Source organism: Lebetimonas sp. JS085 (assembly GCF_000523295.1).
Lineage (GTDB): Bacteria > Campylobacterota > Campylobacteria > Campylobacterales > Nautiliaceae > Lebetimonas.
The window spans coordinates 706,040-726,577 of the sequence record NZ_ATHR01000001.1; the positions used below are offsets into that span (position 1 = coordinate 706,040).

General features: G+C 29.2%; 26 protein-coding genes and 1 pseudogene. 11 read left to right on the plus strand and 16 right to left on the minus strand.

Annotation, left to right across the window (positions count from 1 at the left end; all coding sequences use genetic code 11):
* Positions 1-7: 7 nt before the first annotated feature.
* Positions 8-229 (minus strand): hypothetical protein, encoded by a 222-nt coding sequence (locus tag DZ68_RS0103940; RefSeq protein WP_024787347.1) that lies wholly within the window; start codon positions 227-229, stop codon positions 8-10.
* Positions 230-323: 94 nt separating this feature from the next.
* Here DZ68_RS0103940 and DZ68_RS0103945 point away from each other — a divergent pair, with 94 nt between their 5' ends.
* Genes DZ68_RS0103945 through DZ68_RS0103955 form a run of 3 tightly spaced genes read left to right on the plus strand, consistent with a single transcriptional unit; the run spans position 324 to position 1,642 of the window.
* Positions 324-818, plus strand: coding sequence for a spermidine synthase (locus DZ68_RS0103945; protein ID WP_024787348.1), 495 nt, complete (start codon positions 324-326; stop codon positions 816-818).
* Between the two features lies 1 nt (position 819).
* The gene (gene coaE, locus DZ68_RS0103950) at positions 820-1,389 is read left to right on the plus strand and encodes a dephospho-CoA kinase (RefSeq protein ID WP_024790737.1); all 570 of its coding nucleotides are present in this window, start codon (positions 820-822) and stop codon (positions 1,387-1,389) included.
* Positions 1,390-1,411: 22 nt separating this feature from the next.
* Positions 1,412-1,642: a hypothetical protein gene (locus tag DZ68_RS0103955; protein ID WP_024787350.1), complete on the plus strand. Its 231-nt coding sequence runs from the start codon at positions 1,412-1,414 to the stop codon at positions 1,640-1,642.
* Here the strand turns inward: DZ68_RS0103955 and DZ68_RS0103960 are convergent.
* From DZ68_RS0103960 to dnaA, 9 genes are all read right to left on the minus strand, one after another.
* The gene (locus tag DZ68_RS0103960) at positions 1,639-2,526 is read right to left on the minus strand and encodes an RsmB/NOP family class I SAM-dependent RNA methyltransferase (RefSeq protein WP_024787351.1); all 888 of its coding nucleotides are present in this window, start codon (positions 2,524-2,526) and stop codon (positions 1,639-1,641) included. The two genes, DZ68_RS0103955 and DZ68_RS0103960, sit on opposite strands and share 4 nt — an antisense overlap.
* Before the next feature lies 1 nt (position 2,527).
* Complete coding sequence (locus DZ68_RS0103965) at positions 2,528-2,914, minus strand: Hpt domain-containing protein (RefSeq protein WP_024787352.1); 387 nt, start codon at positions 2,912-2,914, stop codon at positions 2,528-2,530.
* Positions 2,914-4,257 (minus strand): FAD-dependent thymidylate synthase, encoded by a 1,344-nt coding sequence (locus tag DZ68_RS0103970; RefSeq protein WP_024787353.1) that lies wholly within the window; start codon positions 4,255-4,257, stop codon positions 2,914-2,916. Before DZ68_RS0103970 ends, DZ68_RS0103965 begins: the two co-directional genes overlap by 1 nt.
* A gap of 233 nt (positions 4,258-4,490) precedes the next feature.
* The gene (queF, locus tag DZ68_RS0103980) at positions 4,491-4,877 is read right to left on the minus strand and encodes a preQ(1) synthase (RefSeq protein ID WP_024787354.1); all 387 of its coding nucleotides are present in this window, start codon (positions 4,875-4,877) and stop codon (positions 4,491-4,493) included.
* Complete coding sequence (locus DZ68_RS0103985) at positions 4,874-5,284, minus strand: PIN domain-containing protein (RefSeq protein ID WP_024787355.1); 411 nt, start codon at positions 5,282-5,284, stop codon at positions 4,874-4,876. Before DZ68_RS0103985 ends, queF begins: the two co-directional genes overlap by 4 nt.
* Positions 5,268-5,495: a hypothetical protein gene (locus tag DZ68_RS0103990; RefSeq protein ID WP_024790738.1), complete on the minus strand. Its 228-nt coding sequence runs from the start codon at positions 5,493-5,495 to the stop codon at positions 5,268-5,270. Before DZ68_RS0103990 ends, DZ68_RS0103985 begins: the two co-directional genes overlap by 17 nt.
* Before the next feature lie 8 nt (positions 5,496-5,503).
* Complete coding sequence (gene gyrB, locus DZ68_RS0103995; protein WP_024790739.1) at positions 5,504-7,780, minus strand: DNA topoisomerase (ATP-hydrolyzing) subunit B; 2,277 nt, start codon at positions 7,778-7,780, stop codon at positions 5,504-5,506.
* A 39-nt stretch (positions 7,781-7,819) separates the two neighbouring features.
* Positions 7,820-8,872: a DNA polymerase III subunit beta gene (gene dnaN / locus DZ68_RS0104000; RefSeq protein WP_024787357.1), complete on the minus strand. Its 1,053-nt coding sequence runs from the start codon at positions 8,870-8,872 to the stop codon at positions 7,820-7,822.
* Between the two features lie 120 nt (positions 8,873-8,992).
* Entirely contained in the window at positions 8,993-10,303 is a 1,311-nt protein-coding gene (gene dnaA, locus DZ68_RS0104005) for a chromosomal replication initiator protein DnaA (protein WP_024787358.1), read from the minus strand.
* A gap of 169 nt (positions 10,304-10,472) precedes the next feature.
* On the opposite strand from dnaA, the gene ruvC reads away from it, so the two are divergent.
* The 3 genes from ruvC to DZ68_RS0104020 are packed head-to-tail and all read left to right on the plus strand — an operon-like array spanning position 10,473 to position 12,012.
* Positions 10,473-10,937, plus strand: coding sequence for a crossover junction endodeoxyribonuclease RuvC (gene ruvC, locus DZ68_RS0104010; RefSeq protein WP_024787359.1), 465 nt, complete (start codon positions 10,473-10,475; stop codon positions 10,935-10,937).
* Positions 10,931-11,512: a trimeric intracellular cation channel family protein gene (locus DZ68_RS0104015; RefSeq protein ID WP_024790740.1), complete on the plus strand. Its 582-nt coding sequence runs from the start codon at positions 10,931-10,933 to the stop codon at positions 11,510-11,512. Before ruvC ends, DZ68_RS0104015 begins: the two co-directional genes overlap by 7 nt.
* 26 nt (positions 11,513-11,538) lie before the next feature.
* A complete protein-coding gene (locus DZ68_RS0104020; protein ID WP_024790741.1) occupies positions 11,539-12,012 on the plus strand; it encodes a host attachment protein in 474 nt (157 codons plus the stop codon).
* Here DZ68_RS0104020 and nusB read toward each other — a convergent pair.
* From nusB to kdsA, 3 genes and pseudogenes are all read right to left on the minus strand, one after another.
* Positions 11,990-12,412 carry a transcription antitermination factor NusB gene (gene nusB / locus DZ68_RS0104025; RefSeq protein ID WP_024790742.1) on the minus strand — a complete coding sequence of 141 codons (423 nt, stop codon included), beginning with the start codon at positions 12,410-12,412 and terminating at the stop codon, positions 11,990-11,992. The genes DZ68_RS0104020 and nusB overlap by 23 nt on opposite strands.
* On the minus strand, positions 12,413-12,883 hold the full coding sequence (gene ribH, locus DZ68_RS0104030; protein WP_024787363.1) for a 6,7-dimethyl-8-ribityllumazine synthase: 471 nt from the start codon (positions 12,881-12,883) through the stop codon (positions 12,413-12,415).
* 33 nt (positions 12,884-12,916) lie between these two features.
* A pseudogene (kdsA, locus tag DZ68_RS0104035) lies at positions 12,917-13,714 on the minus strand (3-deoxy-8-phosphooctulonate synthase); the annotation flags it as partial.
* Between the two features lie 38 nt (positions 13,715-13,752).
* On the opposite strand from kdsA, the gene DZ68_RS10435 reads away from it, so the two are divergent.
* Genes DZ68_RS10435 through DZ68_RS0104060 form a run of 5 tightly spaced genes read left to right on the plus strand, consistent with a single transcriptional unit; the run spans position 13,753 to position 18,577 of the window.
* A complete protein-coding gene (locus tag DZ68_RS10435) occupies positions 13,753-15,822 on the plus strand; it encodes an EAL domain-containing protein (RefSeq protein WP_024790744.1) in 2,070 nt (689 codons plus the stop codon).
* Positions 15,822-16,580, plus strand: a complete 759-nt coding sequence (gene dapF / locus DZ68_RS0104045) for a diaminopimelate epimerase (RefSeq protein WP_024790745.1) — start codon at positions 15,822-15,824, stop codon at positions 16,578-16,580. The genes DZ68_RS10435 and dapF overlap by 1 nt, the downstream gene beginning before the upstream one ends.
* Positions 16,561-17,292 (plus strand): TIGR01458 family HAD-type hydrolase, encoded by a 732-nt coding sequence (locus tag DZ68_RS0104050; RefSeq protein ID WP_024790746.1) that lies wholly within the window; start codon positions 16,561-16,563, stop codon positions 17,290-17,292. The genes dapF and DZ68_RS0104050 overlap by 20 nt, the downstream gene beginning before the upstream one ends.
* Positions 17,293-17,340: 48 nt before the next feature.
* Positions 17,341-17,760 carry a MarR family winged helix-turn-helix transcriptional regulator gene (locus DZ68_RS0104055; RefSeq protein WP_024790747.1) on the plus strand — a complete coding sequence of 140 codons (420 nt, stop codon included), beginning with the start codon at positions 17,341-17,343 and terminating at the stop codon, positions 17,758-17,760.
* Between the two features lies 1 nt (position 17,761).
* Entirely contained in the window at positions 17,762-18,577 is an 816-nt protein-coding gene (locus DZ68_RS0104060; RefSeq protein WP_024790748.1) for a hypothetical protein, read from the plus strand.
* On the opposite strand, the gene DZ68_RS0104065 is transcribed toward DZ68_RS0104060, so the two are convergent.
* From DZ68_RS0104065 to DZ68_RS0104075, 3 genes are read right to left on the minus strand one after another with little or no spacing between them, the layout of a single operon-like run.
* Complete coding sequence (locus DZ68_RS0104065; RefSeq protein WP_024787370.1) at positions 18,570-18,914, minus strand: DUF3343 domain-containing protein; 345 nt, start codon at positions 18,912-18,914, stop codon at positions 18,570-18,572. The two genes, DZ68_RS0104060 and DZ68_RS0104065, sit on opposite strands and share 8 nt — an antisense overlap.
* On the minus strand, positions 18,907-19,950 hold the full coding sequence (rlmN, locus tag DZ68_RS10000) for a 23S rRNA (adenine(2503)-C(2))-methyltransferase RlmN (protein WP_035908141.1): 1,044 nt from the start codon (positions 19,948-19,950) through the stop codon (positions 18,907-18,909). Before rlmN ends, DZ68_RS0104065 begins: the two co-directional genes overlap by 8 nt.
* Positions 19,943-20,500, minus strand: a complete 558-nt coding sequence (locus DZ68_RS0104075; RefSeq protein WP_024790749.1) for a purine-nucleoside phosphorylase — start codon at positions 20,498-20,500, stop codon at positions 19,943-19,945. Before DZ68_RS0104075 ends, rlmN begins: the two co-directional genes overlap by 8 nt.
* Between the last annotated feature and the right edge of the window lie 38 nt (positions 20,501-20,538).

Below are 20,538 nucleotides of genomic sequence, written 5' to 3' on the forward strand. Positions count from 1 at the left end.
TAAATTTTTAACTAATTTTAGGACAGGAAAGTTCTACACAGATTGTAAAATTATTCCCTTCTTCATTAACAAAAAACCTGTGTTTTTTACAATAATTGGCATTCATATAATTTGCTAACTTCAGTGCTTCAAATTCCGCTTCTTTTTTATCCTTAAAAGTTTTTGGAAGTTCTAAGCTAGTGTCTTTTTTTACACATCCGCATCTTTTTTCAATATCAACTGTATACATTTTTTCTCCTTTTAAGATAATTTTTGTCTTAATATATCTAAATTTTTTTGAAATTTCAAATTTTTTTGCTATATTAAGCCAAAAAAGGATTAAAATGAGTGAAATTAAAAAAGAGATGATGGCACTTGTTGGAGCATGTGTTAGTGAGGGCACTAAGGTTTTAGCTCCAAGTGAATTTAATAATGAGTTTAAAAAAATAATAACTGCTAAATTTGATATTTTCAATGAAGACAGCGAAGAAAAATATGATCTTATAATAGAAGATACACCCACAGATTATATAAGGATATATCAAAAACTAAACGACAAAGGCATATATATTACTACAGCTGAGAGTTTAACAGATAAGGCTTTGTTTGAAAATTTAAGCAAAGTTTTTTATATAGTGCTTCCATATTATTACATTGAAGAAAATAAAATTTACCCACTTGTATTTGCAAGCAAAAAACCTCATCCTACAGCCGATATCATTAGACACAGAAGCGATTTTGTAGAAAATGCATATTATTATCATACTGACATTCATTTGGCTTCTTTTGTAATGCCAAAACATATTTTTGAAGAAATAAAAGACGTTATAAAATTATAAAATGAAAAATGAAAAATTTAAAAACGCTATTGTTTTGACAGGAGGCATAGGTACTGGCAAAAGCACCGTTGCATCTTTACTAAAACTTTACGGATATAAAATAATAGATGCAGATAAAATAAGCAGAAAAGTTTTTAACACAAAAAAAGAACAGATAAAAAAAATTTTTGGAACAGATGACAGAAAAGAGCTTAGAAAAATAGTTTTTAACGACAAAGATAAATTAAAAACACTTGAAGATATAATTTTGCCGGAAGTAAAAAAACGGGTATTAGAACTTGCCAAAAAATATGAAAAAGATGGTGTTGTTTATTTTGTAGACTTGCCACTTTTTTTTGAAAAACAAAATTATCCTGAGTTTGACAAAGTTTTAGTTGTATATACCCCAAAAGATTTTCAAATAAAAAGAGTAATAAAGAGGGATAAAGTAGATGAAAAAGGGGCTTTATCAATTATAAACAATCAAATGAATATTGAAGAAAAAAAACTTAAAGCTGATTTTGTAATAGATAACTCTAAAGATTTAAAACATTTGCAAAAAGAAATTGAAAAATTTTTAAATATGGTATAATGAATTAAAAAAGGAGAGGAATATGAAAAAAACAATACCTATAGCAGAATTTCCACTTGCACATACAAAAGAAGGGGTTATTAGCATAACTCATATAGAAGAACCTTACGGAGAAGGAAGTAAACCGGTTGTAAGTATTGGTATTTCAATTAATGGAGATAAACCTGATTGGAAAGCACACATTCCATATGAAAATATAGATGATGTAATAAGTGCTTTGAAAGCGGCAAAAGAAAAATTTAAAAAAGATTAATTTTTTCTTATTTTACAAAAGAAAAAACCGCTATAAGCATCGGTGGGAAGTATTCTTATTGCCTTTTTTACTTCTTTATTGAATTCTTTATCTTCCCATTTAGTTATGCCTTCTTGAATATTATCAATAGGTAAATTAATTTCCAAAATTTCGGCATTTGAAAATTTATTTAATAAAAAGTCTATATTTTCTTCATTTTCTTCAGGAGAAAAAGTACATGTTGCATAAATCATTTCACCACCCGGTTTTAAACAGTTAAAAGCGGAAATTATAAGTTCTTTTTGAAGTTTTGAAAATCTTTTAACCCTTTTTAAATTCCACCATGTAACTTCTCCATCAATATGTGCTTCTGAACTGCACGGTGCATCTAAAAACACTTTATCAAACATTTTACCCGTTGCTTTATAAACAAATCTCCCGTCTTTATTATATGTTTGGATATTTTTTGCACCGTGTTCTTTAAAATTTCTTTTCATTCTAAAAAATCTTTTTTTATCAGGCTCAACCGCACTGACTTTTTTTGCAATTTCGCTAAAAATTAAACTTTTTCCACCTGGAGCTGCTGCAAGATCTAAAACCCAGTCATTTTCATTTACATCTAAACTAATCGCTGCTATAATTGATGAAAGGTTTTGAATGTAGATTTTATTTTGTGTATAAACAGAAGATTTAGTTATTTTTTTACGCTCTTCAATTGGCAGCGTAAAAACATATTTATTCCATTCAACTTTGTTAGGAGAAAATCCTTCTTTTTTAAGTTCTTCAATTACTTTTAAATCGGCTTTATGCCTGTTTATCCTAAAAGAAAATTCTTTTTTTTCTTTTAAACCTTTTAAAATTTCAGGATTTATTTTATTAATTCTTTCTTCAAATATTTTTTGCAATTTAAACCTTTGGAAGTTTTTTTAATATGCTCATATCAGCATTACTTAATTCTCTATTGTTTTCAATATCATCATACCATTTGTGAATTTGAGCTGTTGCATCAAAAAGCCACTCAATTACATCTTTTGGAATTTTTTCTTTTCCTCTTACTTTGTCTAAAATATCTTCAATTAAATGGGCATAATTTGAAATTCTTTTAAGTTTTAAATAAGCCGTGGCAGATTTTAAATTATGAAACATTCTAAAAAGATCATTTACAGCTTCCGGATTGGTGTATAACTCTTCTAATAAAAGATCCAGATTATCTTCAATAATATCATAAAGCATTAAAAATTCATCTACAATTTCGCTGTCAAATTCAGAATATAAATAATCTTTAACGCCCACTAAATTATCCTGTTATAATCCTCAAAATCCAGCTTCCAAACCTTTACACCGCAAAACCTATCACCTTCGGGACAAACAGGCCTTAAACCTTCTTTATACCTTATTGCACAAGGAGGTAAGAAATTTTTAGCAGCTTTTACTCCGGCATCTTTTAACTGTTTAACCTGATTATATACTATATCAAAAATTTCCTCCTGGGCATTATAACAAAGTCTCATTTGAGCCTTATGGGCAAATTCATTAAAATCATCATGCTCAATTATTTCAATATTATGAGCATTTAAAAGTGCGTAAGAGGCTTCAGAAAAGCCTAAAATTTCTCTTTCTTTTTCAAAAAAATCATACGCATAATTTATAGCTTCTTCATATAAATCTTTTGCAAATTTTTCTATTACCGGTGGAATATAATAATCTATTTTGTAAATATCCTCTAACTTTGGTCTAATAGCAGGCGAGCGGCGGTGTCTTTGATTTTGAGCATCGGCTGAAAGAGATAGTTTTATATATGAATTAAAGCTTCCAAGTATACTTTCATCTAAATACATACTGCTAAGCCTCATAACACCGGCATAATTTGCATTTAAATTAAAATCATAATCCACAATATCAAAAATCTTAACTTTTTCTTTTATATTATGTTTTTCTTTTATTTTCTCTATATCAATTTCTGGAAAAATTGCTTTTTCATTTTCTGCAAATTCTATTAAAGGTGCCAAATTTTCATCTATTTTTAGCATCTGCTGTTTTAACTGATTTGTAAATTCAGCTGCTTCATCTTTAGCTTCTGGGATTGCTTTTGCGGCTGTGATATACCTTAGGGCTGTTATTACATTTATTGTATGGTAAAGATGGGCATTCATACCCATTGGCAAAAGATATCTTGCAAATTCCTGTGCTTTTTTTTTAGCCGATTTTTTTTGAAATTTTGGAAGTATTTTTTCTATAACGGGAGTTAATTTTTCAATTAATTCTTCATAATAAGAAAACATTTTTTCATAATATTTTTGCCATTTTTCTTTATTGGCATTTTTTGGATATGTAAAATTATCTATTTTCATTTTTGCATATCTTTGAGAGACTTGTTCGGAATTATAAAAAGGGTGCGAATGAAGTAATCTCCAGATTAAAAGCCTGCTCATTCCCTCAATTAAAAAAGTAAAATGATAATGCATAAGCGTTGTATGATGCCCCGCTTTAAAAATGGAATTTAATAGTTCATTTTTTTTATCCCAATTAGCAGCACCTTCCGGAGTTATTATATGCTTTCCAAAATAGCAGCTTCTGGCACTCCCCACTGCGATATCTGTCGGTTTATAATTAGTTTTTAGAGCCGTTATTTTCATTGTCTGCCTTTAATAAAAACACTATTAATTTTTTATATTGTAACATTTTTTTTAAAAATTAAAAAAATTAATATAATACTTAAATCCAATATTCAAATAGCTATTCAGTAAAATCACTACCTTCTTTATCTATAGTATTAAAATTTTGATATTCTTTATAAGAAAGCTTTGTAGACATAATTAAATAATTATATATATTTGCTGATAAAAAAGAGGAAAAATAATAAAATTTTTTATTTTTCTTTATTAATTTTTTCACTGTCTATTTCAATAACGGTATGAACATTCCCCCTCGGATTAAAATCCATTGTAATTTTCATATATTTTGGTTTCAGTTTGTTATAAAGCGTGTCAAAAATTTCATTTGCACTGTCTTCATGTGAAATGTATCTGTTCATAAAAGAATTTATATAAAGCTTTAGGGCTTTAAGCTCAACCACCCATTCATCAGGAATATATTCAAGATAAACTGTTGCAAAATCGGGATATCCGCTTCTTGGACACTTACACATAAACTCTGGCAAGGTGATTTTAATTAAATAATTTTTTTTGTTTTTATTCGGCCATATTTCCATATTTTCAGGATTAAATTCAACAATCTCTTTTTCTCCGTATTTCATAAAATCTCCTCTAAAGTAATTAATTTATTAAATTTTTTATTTTTTAATCCATTAAAAAGTTTTTTATCCCCTGTTAATAAAAGCCCATTCAATTCAATTGTTAATGCTACAAAACTTATATCATTTCTGTCAATATCTTTACATAATTCATATGATTTTTTTAACGATTGTGTTGATAATGTTTCCTCATTTACCAAATAGATTTTTTTTAATACAAATGCAAAAAACTCATCTATTTCTCTTAAAGTTAAATTTGAATATTTTATTATTTTGGGTTTATATTTAAAAATCTCATACACTAAATAATTAGGGGCATAAAAATTGTTATTTAAAAATAATTTCAAATATTTTTCATTTGAAGAAAGCAAAGAAGAAAAAATAATATTTGTATCAATTATTATTTTCATAAATATTTCTTTTTTCCAATAAATCTTTTAAAAAATTTCGATAATAATTTTCATTTATTTCATTAGAAAATTTGTTAATTTCTTGTTCATCTAATTTATTAGATTTATAAAAAATTTCTTTTATTCTTAGATATTCAATAATATCTTCAATATTACCTATATCTTTATCAATTTCTATTAACAATTTTCCATTTTTATAATAAATTTGCATTTTATTCCTTACACATCCAGATTTTCAACTTCTTTTGCATTAGCCTGGATATATTCTCTTCTTGGGGCTACTTCACTTCCCATAAATAGTTCAAATTTTTTGGCCGCTTCTTCGGCATCTTCCATAGTTACCTGCACCAATACCCTGTTTTCAGGATTCATTGTAGTCTCCCAAAGCTGTTCTGGGTTCATTTCTCCTAAACCTTTATATCTTTGTATATTAGCACCTTTTCTTGCTTTGGCAACCACCTCATCCAATAATTCCAAATAATCACCTTCAATCAAATCTTTATATTCTTTTAATTTATTAAAAATTTTTTTAGCTTCTATAAACAAAGGATGATTAAGAAGTTTTTCATCAATTGTTATCTCTTCAAGTCCTCTTGTTGTTTGAATATAAAAATGGTTGTTATGACTTGAAATAATATTAAATCCTATTGATTTTAAATACTCTTCCAAACCTTCAATTGAATCATGCTCTACCAAATATCTTATGACTTCAGGAATATTAAACCTGATTGAAAGTTTTTCAAGCAGCAGTTTATAATAAGCCGCATTTTTGAGTAATTCTTTGAGTTCCGGTTTTCCCACTCCTGTGATATCTATGGAATTTATACCCTGCTCAATTAAAAATTCATTCAGTTCTTTTTCGTCTTTAAAATATTTTGCAATTTTACCTTTTTTGTATCTGTATAAAGGAGGCTGGGCTATATATAAATAATCGTTTTCGATTACTTCTCTTAAATGATTAAAGAAAAATGTCATAATAAGCGTTTGGATATGGCTTCCGTCCACATCCGCATCGGTCATTATAATAATTTTATTGTATCTGATTTTTTCTATGTCAAAATCAGCCCCTATACCTGTTCCAAGTGCGGTAATTATATTTTTAATCTCTTCAGAACTCAGAGCCTTGGCATCCGTAGATTTTTGAGTATTTAAAATTTTTCCCCTAAGAGGAAGGATTGCCTGAAAAACCCTGTCACGTCCCTGTTTTGCACTACCTCCTGCACTGTCTCCTTCAACTAGATACAATTCGGATTCACCTGCATCTTTGCTTTGGCAGTCCGCTAATTTTCCAGGAAGCGTTCCGATACCGACTTTTGCCTGTTTTCTTGTCAGATCCCTTGCTCTTTTTGCGGCAAGTCTACTTCTTGATGCTGCTATTGCTTTATCCGCTATTATTTTTGCGTCATTGGGATTTTCTTCAAAATATCTTGTTAAAAATTCATAAGTAACTTTTTGTGTAATCGGTTTTACGTAAGAACTTCCAAGTTTTCCTTTTGTCTGTCCTTCAAACTGAGGCTCGCTCATTTTAACGCTGATTATTGCATTGATTCCTTCTTTTACATCATCACCTGTAATTTTTATATTGTCTTTAAGTTTCATATTTTTATTTATATAATTAATCACCGCTTTAGAGAGCCCCGCTTTAAATCCGCTTTCATGCGTTCCTCCCTCCGGTGTTTTAATATTGTTTACAAAACTTAAAACCTTTTCATCATAACCGCTGTCATAACATAAAGCAATTTCCAAATCCAATGCTTTTTCTTCATCTTCATAACGGTCATTTGTATAAATAACATCTGTAATGCACTCTTTATTTGTAAGAGTTTTTACAAAATCTTTTATTCCGCCTTCATAATGATAAACTTCTTTAACGCCGTCATTTTCATTTTCAAAATAAATAGTTATATTCGGATTAAGATAAGCTAATTCTTTTAGTCTTTTTTTTAAAATTTCGCTTTTAAATTCAGTGGTTTCAAATATTTCATCATCAGGCCAAAATCTTATTGATGTACCTGTTCTGTTTGTATCTCCTATTATTTCTAAATCGGTTACGGGTTTGCCTCTTTCAAATTCCTGATTATATATTTTTCCGTTTCTTTTAATAGTCATTATCAGTTTTTTACTTAGGGCATTTACTACAGACACCCCTACCCCGTGAAGTCCGCCCGAAACTTTATATGTTTTATTGTCAAATTTTCCTCCGGCGTGAAGTACCGTTAAAACAACGGTGGCTGCCGGTATTTTTTCGTCCGGATGTATATCAACGGGAATTCCTCTTCCGTTGTCTTCTATTTCCGCACTGCCGTCTCTAAGAATTTTTACTTTTATCTTATTAGCATATCCTGCCATCGCTTCATCTATTGAATTATCAACCACTTCATAAACCAGATGATGAAGACCTCTTACACCGGTATCCCCGATATACATTCCAGGTCTTTTTCTGACAGCTTCAAGTCCTTTTAAAACTCTTATATTTTTAGCTTTGTATTCACCCATATATAACCTTTAAAATATATTTATTTTATTAATATTATATCATATATTAAGAGGCATTACTATTGTCAGGAAATTCTCACTGTTTAAGATAAACGGAATATTTGGTTCGTTTAACCCCAAAATAAATTCTTCCGTATCTATTACCGTTAAAAAATCTATTATATATCTGCTGTTGACGGCAAATGTGAATTCTTCTATATCACAGCTGTAATCAAAACTTGTTTTAGCCTGCATACTTTCTTCTGATATACTTTCAAATTCAATTTTGTCTTTTCTTATTGTAATTTTTACCTCTGTGGATACTATACTTATCTGTTTTAAATGGGAAAGAAATTCATTTTTATCAATTTTTAATTTATATATCAGATTTTTTGGTATAATTTTTTCATAAGTAGGAAATTTTCCATTTATCAGTTTGGTGAAAAAGAATATGTTTTTGTTTTTTAAAATTAAATAAGTCTCGTCATAAAAAATCTGCATATCATCTCTTATAATTCTTTTAATTTCTGCAATTGAACGTTTAGGTACTATTATTTTATTTTCTTTTGCTTTTGCATTTGAATAATAAACAGCAAGTCTTCTTGTATCGGTTGAAACAAAATTTGATTTTTCTTTTAAATCAAATAAAGCACCGTTTAATTCATATTTCGGATTATTTGTATCGATTACCGGATAAATTTTTTTTATTGCATCCTGAAATTCATCTATATTTATATCTATTGCTTCCAAATTATCTGTTGTCGGAAATTCAGGAAATTGATTAGGATCGAATGAAATTAACTTATATACGGAGGTGTCTTGGATTACTGTTATTTTGTCATTTTCGGAAATTATTTCAATTTCTTTGTTTTTAAGGGCTTTTACGATATCATTTATTTTTTTAGCATTTAATGTTGTTTTGCCTTTTTTTAATATTTCACATTCTGTTGATAGTTTTATTCCTATTTCTTTATCTGTAGCTTTTATCGTCAGTTCTTCGTCTGCTTCTAATAAAATATGTGATGTTATCTGGGTGTTGTCTTTTTTTTCAGTAAAACCCATTATATTTGATAATATGCTTTCCATTAACGGTTTTTCAATTTTGATATGCATTGTTTCTCCTTTTTAAATTTCTTTAATAGTAATAGTAAGCAGCGTTAATATGTGAAAAACTTTATTTTTTACCATTATATCTAATTTTTCTTGGTGAATGTGAAATTTTTTTTGTTCACATTATTCACTTTTTTTAAGTTGTATTTTACTTTTGAGCTCTTCTATTTTCATTCTGAAATCCCCGTCTTCTTTTAATTTTTTGTTAAAACTTTTTATAGCATGGCTTACCGCACTGTGATCTTTGAGACCAAAATATTTAGCAATTTTAGGAGTTGATTCCTGGGTAAATTCTCTTGCAAGGTAAATGGCGCATCTTCTTGCCTGAACAATATTTCTGTTTCTGCTTTTTGAACTTATTTCGCTTGGTTTTATATTGAATTCTTTTGCAATTAATTCTATTATATCTTCGAGTGTAATATTTTCTTTTTTATCTTTTATATGTTCTTTTAACGCCTGTTTTGCAAAATCGAGAGTAATTTCGTTTACTCCGAGAATTTTGGACATTGCATTTATTTTTGTAATCATCCCTTCAATTTCTCTGATATTTGAATCGAGTTTTGTAGCAATATATTCTATTATTTCATCAGGAAGGTAAATTCCGTTTAATTCGCATTTTTTTCTTATTATTTCTATTTTTGTTTCAAGTTCAGGAGGTTGGATATCCACTATCAGTCCGGCTTCAAATCTGCTTCTGAGTCTGTCTACTAGGTCATAAAGCTTTTTGGGAGGTCTGTCCGCTGTTAGGCAGATTTGTTTTTTTTGATTATACAGTTCATTGAATGTATGGAAAAATTCTTCCTGGGTTTGTTCTTTCCCCGCAAAAAACTGAACATCGTCGATAAGCAGCACATCACAGTTTCTGTATTTTTCATGAAATCTCTCAGGTGTCTTCATTCTTATGTTTTCTATAAATTCATTCATAAACTGTTCGCTGGTTACATACAATACATTGAGTCTGTTTTTAAGGTAATTTCCAATTGCCTGGAGCAGGTGTGTTTTTCCGAGTCCGACGCCTCCGTATATAAACAGCGGGTTGTAATTTTTTCCGGGGTTTTCAGCTACACTTTTTGCAGCTGTGTATGCAAACTGGTTTGAGGGTCCAACTATAAAACTCTCAAACGTATATTCGGGAATCAGGACACTGATTTGGGTAAGGGAAGGGGCGGCTTCAATATTTGTAATTTTAGGTTTTATTTTTCCGGTTATAATTTCAATATTGGGTTTTATTCCCGTTTCTTTTTCATAAAGCGAAATTATTTTATTTAAAAATTTTCTTTTTATATAACTTGCTATGAAAATATTTGCGGCTTTGATTATCAGATGCGATGAAGATGAATTTTCTTCATCGAGTGTTAAATTTTTTAAAAATTTATTATAATTCACAGGATTTTCACTTTTTAAGTGTTTTTTTATTTTTTCAAATAAGTTCAATTTAAACCTTTGTATAAATTTTGTGAAAATTTTTTTATTCACATGTTGAAAAATTTGTGAAAATTTATGTGAATTTAATTTTATCATAACCTAAAATAAATGTCTATATAAGTTATTCACATTGTGAAAAAGATGTGAATAAAAACTGAATTAATTGTGAAAGGAAATAATGAAAATATTGGGAATCGATCCCGGAACCATCAGATGCGGATATGCAATTATTGAAACAAAGCCAAAAATTCATCTGATAGATGCGGGAATTATAAAAATAAAAGAAAAAGAGTTACAGTATCAATTGTCCGAACTTATAGAAGGGATTGATGATATATATCAAAATGATATAGATGATGTCGCAATAGAAAATATTTTTTATGCGTTTAACCCGAAAACCGTTCTTAAACTGGCCCAGTTTAGAGGGGCTTTGAGTCTTAGGATTTTGCAAATCCATGGTAATTTTTTTGAATATACCCCACTCCAGGTTAAAAGGGCTGTAACAGGAAACGGAAAAGCCGCAAAAGAGCAGGTTGCATTTATGGTTAAAAAAATTCTGGGTATAAAAAGTGAAATCAAACCTTTTGATATTACTGATGCAATTGCTGTGGCAATTACCCACGCTCAGAGGATAAAATGTTAGAAATAGCGGATATTATAGGTATAATAGCTTTTTCAGTCAGCGGATTTATAATAGGCGTTAAAAACAGGCTTGATATGCTTGGAATAATTTTAAGCGCTTTTTTTACAGCGCTCGGGGGAGGGATTATCAGGGATTTATTGACTCACAGAAATATTTTTGCTTTTAATAATTCTTTTGCAGGGAGCATGGTTTTAATAGTTGTAATTATAGGAATTTATTTAAAATTTCATCAAAAAAATATTGAAAATAAAACCATTTTTATTTTAAGCGATGCGATAGGGCTTTCCTCTTTTTCTATTTCCGGATCTTTAGCGGCAATAAATGCGGGGTTTAATATTTTCGGTGTTGTTTTTTTGGCTTTAATAACAGCTGTGGGCGGCGGGATGATAAGAGATATTATGATAAATGAGGTTCCCTTTATATTAAAAGAAAAATTTTACGGAAGCGTCAGCATTATTATCGGTTTTATAATTTATTTTTTTAATTATAATTTTTTGATACCGTTTATTTTTATTTTTGGAATAATTTTAAGAATTTTTGCATATGTTTATGATTGGCATTTGCCAAAAATTTAAGTATAATTTAAAAAAAAAGGAGTAATATGAAAGTAGGAGATTTAGTTATAGTTGCAGGACTTGGAGAAATTAAAGCATATATTGCCTCTCCAAGAACACCGGAAGCCGAAGCCGGTTTAAAACCTGAAGAAATCAAACTTGATTTTGTAAGGGGTATAGATGTGGTCGAATCACATAAAAAACTTCAGGATTTAATTACAGACACAACCGGAACAACATATAAGCCCGGATTTTTAGACAGAGCCACAAGCGGGGAAAAACACACCCTAAAACAGGAAATTATCAATGAAGCCGTAAAAGATGTGGCAGAAGATATTGATTTAATAATAAATGAACTTGGAGAAAAAAAAGTATTTTTATCACTTCCTAAAATTTATGCTAAAGATATTTTGGAAAAACTTAAAAATAAAGATAAAATTTTCAGAGTAGTTGAAAAAGATCTCTTAAAAACAGATAAAAATAAATTACCTGAAGAATTTAAGCCAGAGATTTTAAAATAATCTCTTTCTCTTTTGCCACTTTATCCAAGATGCCGTTAATGAAACCTTTTGATTTGTCTTCTGAGAAGTTTTTGGCTATTTTAATCGCTTCGTTTATAACTATCTGATAAGGTGTGTCGGTAAAAAGTATTTCATAAACGCCAAGTCTTAAAATCTGTTTGTCAACTTTATCAAGTCTCTCAAAATCCCAGTCTATTAAATGATTTTTTATTATTTCATCTATTTTGTCTAAATTTTCGGTTATTCCTTTTAATAATTTTTTGGCAAATCCTGCTTTTGCATCTTTTACTTTTTTATCCTTTAATATTTCTTCAAATTGGTTAAAAGCATCGTCATTTCCCATTTCTTTTGCATATAATGTTTGAATGACGGCTTCTCTTGCATGTGTGATTGTGGCCATTTATTCTCCTAAATTTTTATATAAATTTATCATTTCAATAAGTCCTGTCATTGCTTCAAAACCTTTGTTTCCGGCTTTTGTCCCTGCCCTTTCTATGGCCTGTTCTATTGTATCTGTGGTTAAGAGGCCAAATGTCACAGGTGTGTTTGAATGTAAGGTGGTATTTGCTATTCCTTTTGTGGCTTCCGCCGCCACATAATCAAAATGAGGGGTTGCCCCCCTGATCACCGCCCCCACACAAACAATTCCGTCAAATTTATTTAATTTTAGCGCTCTTTTTAGGGTAAACGGAATTTCAAATGCGCCTGGAACCAAGATAAGGCTCAAATTTTCTTCCTTTCCCCCGTTTCTTAAAAATGCATCTTTTGCCCCTTCTACTAATCTGTCCGTAATTAAATGATTGAATCTGCTTGCTATTATTGCAATTTTTTCGCTACCTTTTAATTGTAAATTTCCTTCAATTACTTTCATGCTGTTCCTTTCTCTTAATTTTCCATTATTAATTTATTTGCATTTCTTTATACAATCAAAGTCTTTTAAAATATTTTCTAATATTTCAGGTGTAATCATATTAGGTCCGTCGCTTAAAGCCTCATCTGGATTGTAATGTGTTTCAAAGAAAAATCCGTCAACCCCAACTGCTGCGGCAGCTTTACTTAAATATGGCACGAATTCCCTTTTACCGCTGCTTTTTCCTCCGGCGCCGCCTGGCATCTGAACGCTGTGTGTTGCATCAAAAACAACAGGTGCGTAATTTCTCATAATAATCAGACTTCTCATATCAACCACTAAATTTCCATATCCGAATGTGGTGCCTCTTTCAGTTAACCATACACCGTATTTTTTTGAATTTTCGTATGCGGCTTCTTTTATCCCTCTTGTTTCAAGCACTTTTAAAACAGAATATTTCATATCGGCCGGATTCATAAACTGGCCTTTTTTAATATTAACTATTTTATCTGTTTTTGCTGCTTCTACAAGTAAATCCGTCTGGCGGCAAAGAAACGCCGGAATTTGAAGAACATCCACAACCTCAGCTGCTTTTTGAACCTGCCATGTTTCATGAACATCAGTTAAAAGTTTGTATCCGAATTTTTCTTTTACTGCATTTAGTATCTCAAGCCCCTTGTCAATTCCGGGGCCTCTATAGGAATTTAATGAAGTTCTGTTGGCTTTATCAAAGCTTGCTTTAAAATAAAAATCGTATTTTTCTTTGTATGGTTTTAGATATTCCGCAATTTTAAAAATCTGTTCTTTGCTTTCTATTACGCAAGGTCCTGAAATTAATATCATAAACCGCCTTTTTTTGGTATGATTATAACATAATAAAAAGGAGCTGAATGACCAAAAAAGTTAAAAAGATATCTTTGCAGATTTTTTTATTGCCTATTTTAATGACACTTTTTGCGGTTGTTGTTTCTTATGTTTCTGTTTTTATCACGCTTGAGGGTTATTTTAAAAAACAGCAGATTCAAACTCAAAAAGAATTTTTCAAAGACCTTAAAACAACTACCAAAATCAGGGTTGATATAGCTTATAATATTTTAGTCACAATATATAATGAAGAAATTCAAAAATGTAATAAACAGCATATTTCAAAAAATATTTGTAAACAGAAAATTTTAAAAAAAATAGTGAAAATTTTTGATAATTTCAGATGGCCCAATAAAGGTTATATTTTTATTTTGGATTTTTACGGAAACACATTATATCATCCCGATCATGGTTTAATGAAAATAAACAGATGGAATTTAACAAGAAACGGAATAAAAGTGTTTCAGCTTTTGGTAAATGAAGCCAAAAAACATCCCGGCGGGACATATGTAAAATATTTGGGATACAATTTTAACAAAAAGCCTGTGTGGAAAGTTTCTTATGTTAAAGTTTTCAAACCGTTTGACGCATTGGTGGGAAGCGGGGTATATATTAATTTTTTGAATAAAAGATTGGTGAAACTTCAAAAAAAACAGCAGCAGTTATTTAAAGAAATGAGTAAAAAATTAAAAATTTTCAGTTTTTTAATTTTATTTGTTTCTTTAATTATTTCATATATTCTGGCAAAAATAGTTCAAAAAATGTTCTTGGATTATGAAAAAGAAATTGAAAAAGAACAGTTAAAAATAAGAGAAAAAAGCATTACGGACAATTTAACGGGACTTTTTAACAGAAATTATTTAAAATATGTATTTGGAATCTTACAGGCAAAAATTAAAAGGGAAAATAAAAAACTGGCCGTTTTGTTTATAGATTTGGATTACTTTAAAGAAGTTAATGACACTTTGGGACATAAATACGGAGATATCTTATTAAAGGTAATTTCAAAAAGATTAAAAAATGTTTTAAGAAAAGACGATATTTTAATCAGATTCGGCGGGGATGAGTTTCTTGTTTTTATTCCTTATAATAAAATTGATGAGGTTTTAATTGTTATTGACAGGCTTAAAAAGGCCATAAAAGAAAAAATTTTAATAAACACTAAAGAAATTAATATAGATTCGAGCATAGGTGTTTCTGTTTATCCGGTTGACAGCGAAGATTTGAATGATTTGATTAAATATGCCGATATGGCAATGTATGAAGCAAAAAGAAAAGGTAAAGGGAATTTTGAATTTTATAAAAAAGAGTTGGGTGAAAAAATTAAAGAAAAAACCGAATTAAAAAGGGATTTAATAAAAGCAATAGAAAATGAAGAGTTTGATATTTATTTTCAGCCGAAAGTTTCAAAAGATGAACACTTATACGGAAGTGAAGTGCTGATAAGATGGAATCATCCCAAAAAAGGTCTGTTAACTCCCGATAAATTTTTGCAAATCGCATATGAAAAAAAATTAATTAAGAATATTGATTTAATTGTGCTGAAAAAAGCTGTCAATCAATATATAAAATGGCAGGAAGAGGGATATAATCCCGGGAAAATCAGCTGCAATATTACTATGATAGATTTGCAGGACAATAATTTTATAAATCAAATAGAAGCTATTTTAAACGATAATAATTTTGATTCTAAAAATTTGATTTTAGAAGTCACGGAAGAGAGTATAATGAAAAATCCACAAAAAAGTGTTGGTGGTTTAAACAGGCTGAGAAATTTGGGAATAGGAATTTCCATTGACGATTTTGGGACGGATTATTCATCTTTATCATACCTTAAAAAATTTCCATTAACAGAGTTGAAGATAGATAAAACTTTTGTAAAAGATATAGGTATAGACAGGGATGACGAAGAAATAGTGAGAATTATTATTTTACTTGGAAGAGTCCTTAATTTATCGATTGTCGCAGAAGGGGTTGAAACAAACAGACAAAAGGAATTTTTATTATTGGAAGGTGTTGACATTATTCAGGGATATTTGTATTCTCCCCCGATTAACGCAGAAGAATTTGAAGAAAAATTTCTAAAAGGATTTTAATGGTTGTAAATAAATATAATGCAAGTGGAAACGATTTTGTAATTTTTCACACATTTAAAAAAATAAACAGAAGTAATTTGGCAAAAGCTTTATGTGACAGATTTAAAGGGATGGGAGCGGACGGTCTTATTGTAATTTTACCTCATGACAAATATGATTTTGAATGGCAGTTTTATAATTCAGACGGAAGTGAGGCTGAAATGTGTGGGAACGGGAGCAGGGCGGCCGCTCATTATGCGTATTATAATAATCTCGCAGACAATAAAATGCGGTTTTTAACCCTTGCAGGAGTTATAGAGGCGCAGGTAGAAGGAAATATTGTAAAAACACAGTTAAGTCCTTATAAATTTATTGAAAGATATGAAGATTTTGGAAAAAAATTTACAATATATGATACAGGGGTTCCTCATATTGTGATTTTGGAAAACATAAATAATTTTGATAAAAACTTAGCCAGAAAACTTAGGGAAAAATATAATGCAAATGTAAACTGGGCCGAAGTTAAGGATAATAAACTTTTTGTAAGAACTTATGAAAGAGGTGTTGAAGATGAAACACTTGCATGCGGTACGGGTATGTGTGCAAGCTTTTTGGTTGCGAGAGATAATAATTTAATAAAGGATAGTCTAAAGGTTTATCCAAAAAGCAAGGAAGAGCTTGAAATTATTATAAATAATGACAGACTTTATTTAAAAGGAAAAGTAAAACAGTGTTTTACTGCGGTATTGGAGGGAAGAAATGAAAGGGATTTTATGTGATATAGGAGGGGTTTTATATGAAGGAAATAAAGTAATTGACGGGGCGATAGAGACAATAGATTATTTAAAAAGAAAATATAAAATCAGATTTTTGTCCAATTCTTCAAGAAACACACCTGAAATAATTTATAAAAAACTTAAAAATTTTGGATTCAATATTGAAAAAAAAGAAATTTTTACAGCCCTTTACGCAGTTAAGAAATATTTAATTAACCATGGCAAAAAAGCATTTATAATAGCAACGGACGAGGCGGAAGAATATTTAAAAGAGTTAAAAGGTGAGGGCAGTGTGGTAATAGCGGACGCATATAAAAATTTTTCTTATGACAATTTGAATATTGCTTTTAGAAAAATAATGGACGGTGCCGAATTTCTGGCAACGAATAAAAACAGATATTTTAAAGATAACGGCGGGTTGTCACTTGATGCAGGGGCATTTGTAAATGCATTGGAATATTCAAGCGAAATTGAGGCTAAAATACTTGGAAAACCAAGCTGTGAATTTTTTAATGAAGCAATAGATGATATGGAATTAAATAAAAACGAGGTAATAATGGTAGGAGATGATATTGAAAGCGATATAACAGGTGCTAAAAAATGCGGGATTAAAACTGTTTTGGTAAAAACAGGCAAATTTAAAAAAAACGATTTGAAAAAAGCAAAACCGGACTTTTTAATTGAATCAATAAAAGAAATAGTAAGAGTTTTATAAATTTTTCTGTTTTTGATACAATTCTAAGTAAATTGACGAAGGGAAATTATGCATTTTAATATAGAAAATTCTATAGCTCTTAAATTATCCAATACACTCAATTCCTTAAGAAAAGCTTTTAACAAGGAAATTAAAGATTTTGGTATATCAAGTGAGCAATATGCATTTCTTAAATTGATAAGCATTAAAAATTTAACGCCTTCTGAAATTGCGGATATTTTAAATAAAGATAAAGCAGCCATAACAAGATTTATTATTGCGTTGGAAAAAAAAGATTTAATAAAAAAGGAAAATATAGATAAACGTTCTTATAAATTAATATTAAAAGAAAAAGGCAGAAAAATTTTAAATAAAGTTGATAAAAAAGCTTTGGAATTTAGAAAAAAAATAGAACAAAATATACCGGAAGAAAAAATCGAGTGTTTGTTTAAAACATTGGAAAAAATAGAAAAAATAATGAAGGAATGAAATGAAAAAATATTTATTAATCGCATTGTTGATTATGGGTCTAAATGCCAAAACAGTTGATAAAGTTATTGCCAATGTGGAGGGTGAGCCCATTACTTCATATGAGTTAAACAGTTTTGCCAAAAACAGTAATCTCTCTAAAGAAAAGGCTTTGTCTGTTTTGATTGATCAAAAATTAATCGAAAGTGAAATAAAAAAAAGAGGAATAAATGTAGACGATTTTGAAATAGAAAATGAAATGGAGAAAATTGCAAAACAAAACGGTATGGATTTGTTTCAGTTTAAAAATATATTGACCCAAAAAGGTGAACTAAATAAATTAAGAAAACAGATAAAAAACAATCTTTTGAAAAGAAAATTGTTTGAGCAGATTATTCAGACCAAACTTAGAATCGCACCAAGCGAAATAACGGATTATTATAAAAATCATAAAAAAGATTTTACTATTTTTGATTCCATTCAGGTTATAAAATATTCCGCCAATAATCCTGAACTTTTAAAAAAGATAAAAGAAAATCCGTTAATAAACAATCCCTTGATAAGTACCAAAAATTTGGTTTTAAATTCTGATAATATGCCTTTATCGCTTATTTTTATTTTAAAAGATATAAAAGAAGGCGGATATTCCCCGATTTTTAACGACGGGGCAAATTACTCAATGTTTTATGTTGTGAAAAAAGAAGGTGAAAAAACAATGCCTTTGGAAAAAGTAAAAAATTTAATTTATTCAAAATTGGCCCAGCAAAAACAGGAAGTTATCTTAAAAACATATTTTGACAGGCTTAAAAACAGGGCGGATATAGAAATATTTAACTAACCCTGCAGCTTTTAGCTTCTATATTTCCTTCTATTTTTACAGGCTTTTTATTCTCATATTTATAAATTTCATAATTTATATCTCTGTTTTTTAAAATATTTTTTATTTTTTCTTTTTCTTTTGTTAGAATTGCCACCCCGCAATCTTTAAAAATATCATTTGGGACAGGAATTGATTTTATATTTTCTTTTTGTAAAATTTTTTCAGCTTTTAACCCTGATTCAATTGAATCAAAATGAAAATAATAATACTCATTAAGATTATCATGTGTTAATTTATAATAAAATTCTTTTAAATGAAGTCTGATTCCATCTGCTAAATATTTAAGCTCAGCCATTTTTTTCCTTTAATTTTTTTTCTCTCAGTTGACCGCAGGCAGCTGAAATATCCATTCCTTTACTTTTTCTTATAGTGCACATAATTCCTTTATTTATCAGATAATCTTGAAATTTTTTCATACTCTCTTCGTCAGGCCTTTTAAAATCTGTTCCTGGATAGGGGTTAAAATAAATCAAATTAACCTTACTTGGAATTCCGTTTAATAATTTTACCAATTTTTTAGCGGCATTGATGTCATCATTTACATTTTTAATAACTAAATATTCAAACATAACTTTTTTTCTTTTATCGACAGGAAATTTTTTAATGGCGTCTATAACACTTTTGATGTTATATGCTTTATTCATAGGAATTAGTTTTTCTCTTGTTTCGTCATCAACAGCATGAAGGGAAATTGCCAAATTAACCCCTAAATTTTCTTCCCCCAATTTTTTTATTTTTGGTGCAATACCGGAAGTTGAGACAGTTTGTCTTCTTGTTGAAATATTCATCCCGTCCGGATGTGAAATAATTTTAATTGCTTTTATTAAATTATTATAATTATCAAGAGGTTCGCCCATACCCATATAAACAACATTTAGTGCTTTGTTTTCATCAAAATTTTTAAATTTTTTCATCCACCAGACTTGTCCGACAATTTCCCCTGCACTTAAATTTCTGACAAATCCCCCTTTTGCAGTCAAACAAAAAGCACAGCCTACTTTGCATCCCACCTGAGTTGAAACACATACTGTATATTTGTTCTCTTTCATTTTAATTAGAACTGTTTCCACCGTTCTTCCGTCAATTAACTTAAATAAAAATTTTTCTGTCTCATCACTTGAAATTTCATGGTTTATAAGTTCAAACGGATTTATCATAAATTCTTTTGAAAGTTTTTCTCTTAAAAGTTTTGGAATATTTTGCATTTTTTCAAATTCATCTGTATATTTTCTGTATATCCACTGGTATAATTGTTTTATTCTGAATTTTGGCTCAATTCCCATTTCGAGCAGTTCTTCAGGTAAATAATCCATAAACTGTTTTTTAAGCATTAATTTCCTTTATTATTTTTTCATCAGTTAGATATTTAATTAATTTTTCTTTTGCTTTTTTTATATTTTGGCTGTATTCTTTATGTGCATTTTTAAAGCAGTAATTTGTAATTACAAAAATGCCAATTGCGGGAATATTAAATTCTTTTGCCACTCTAAGTACGGAAAAAAATTCCATATTTTCAGCATCAATATTCAATGAAAGATATTTTTTTGAAATTTTTTTACTTGTTGTTATATAATTTGATGAATTTATAATTGTTTCACGTGAAACAGAAAGAGAAATTACATTTTCAATCGGTGTGTAACATTTTTGATTTAAAAAACAGTGTTCTATATTTGAAGCGGTTTTTGTTTTTATTATTTCAAAAGGTTTTATTTTTCCATAACTTCCGGCACTGCCTATGAATATTATAATATCAGGTTTGTCAAAAAGACATAATCTTGTCAAATTTACAGCACTTTCTATCAGTCCTATACCAATAGGATAAGCAAAATTAAAAAATTCTTGATTTCCGGCTGAAATAATTACCGATTTTTTATTTTTCATTGTTATTCTCCATTTATTATAAATAGTTTCACGTGAAA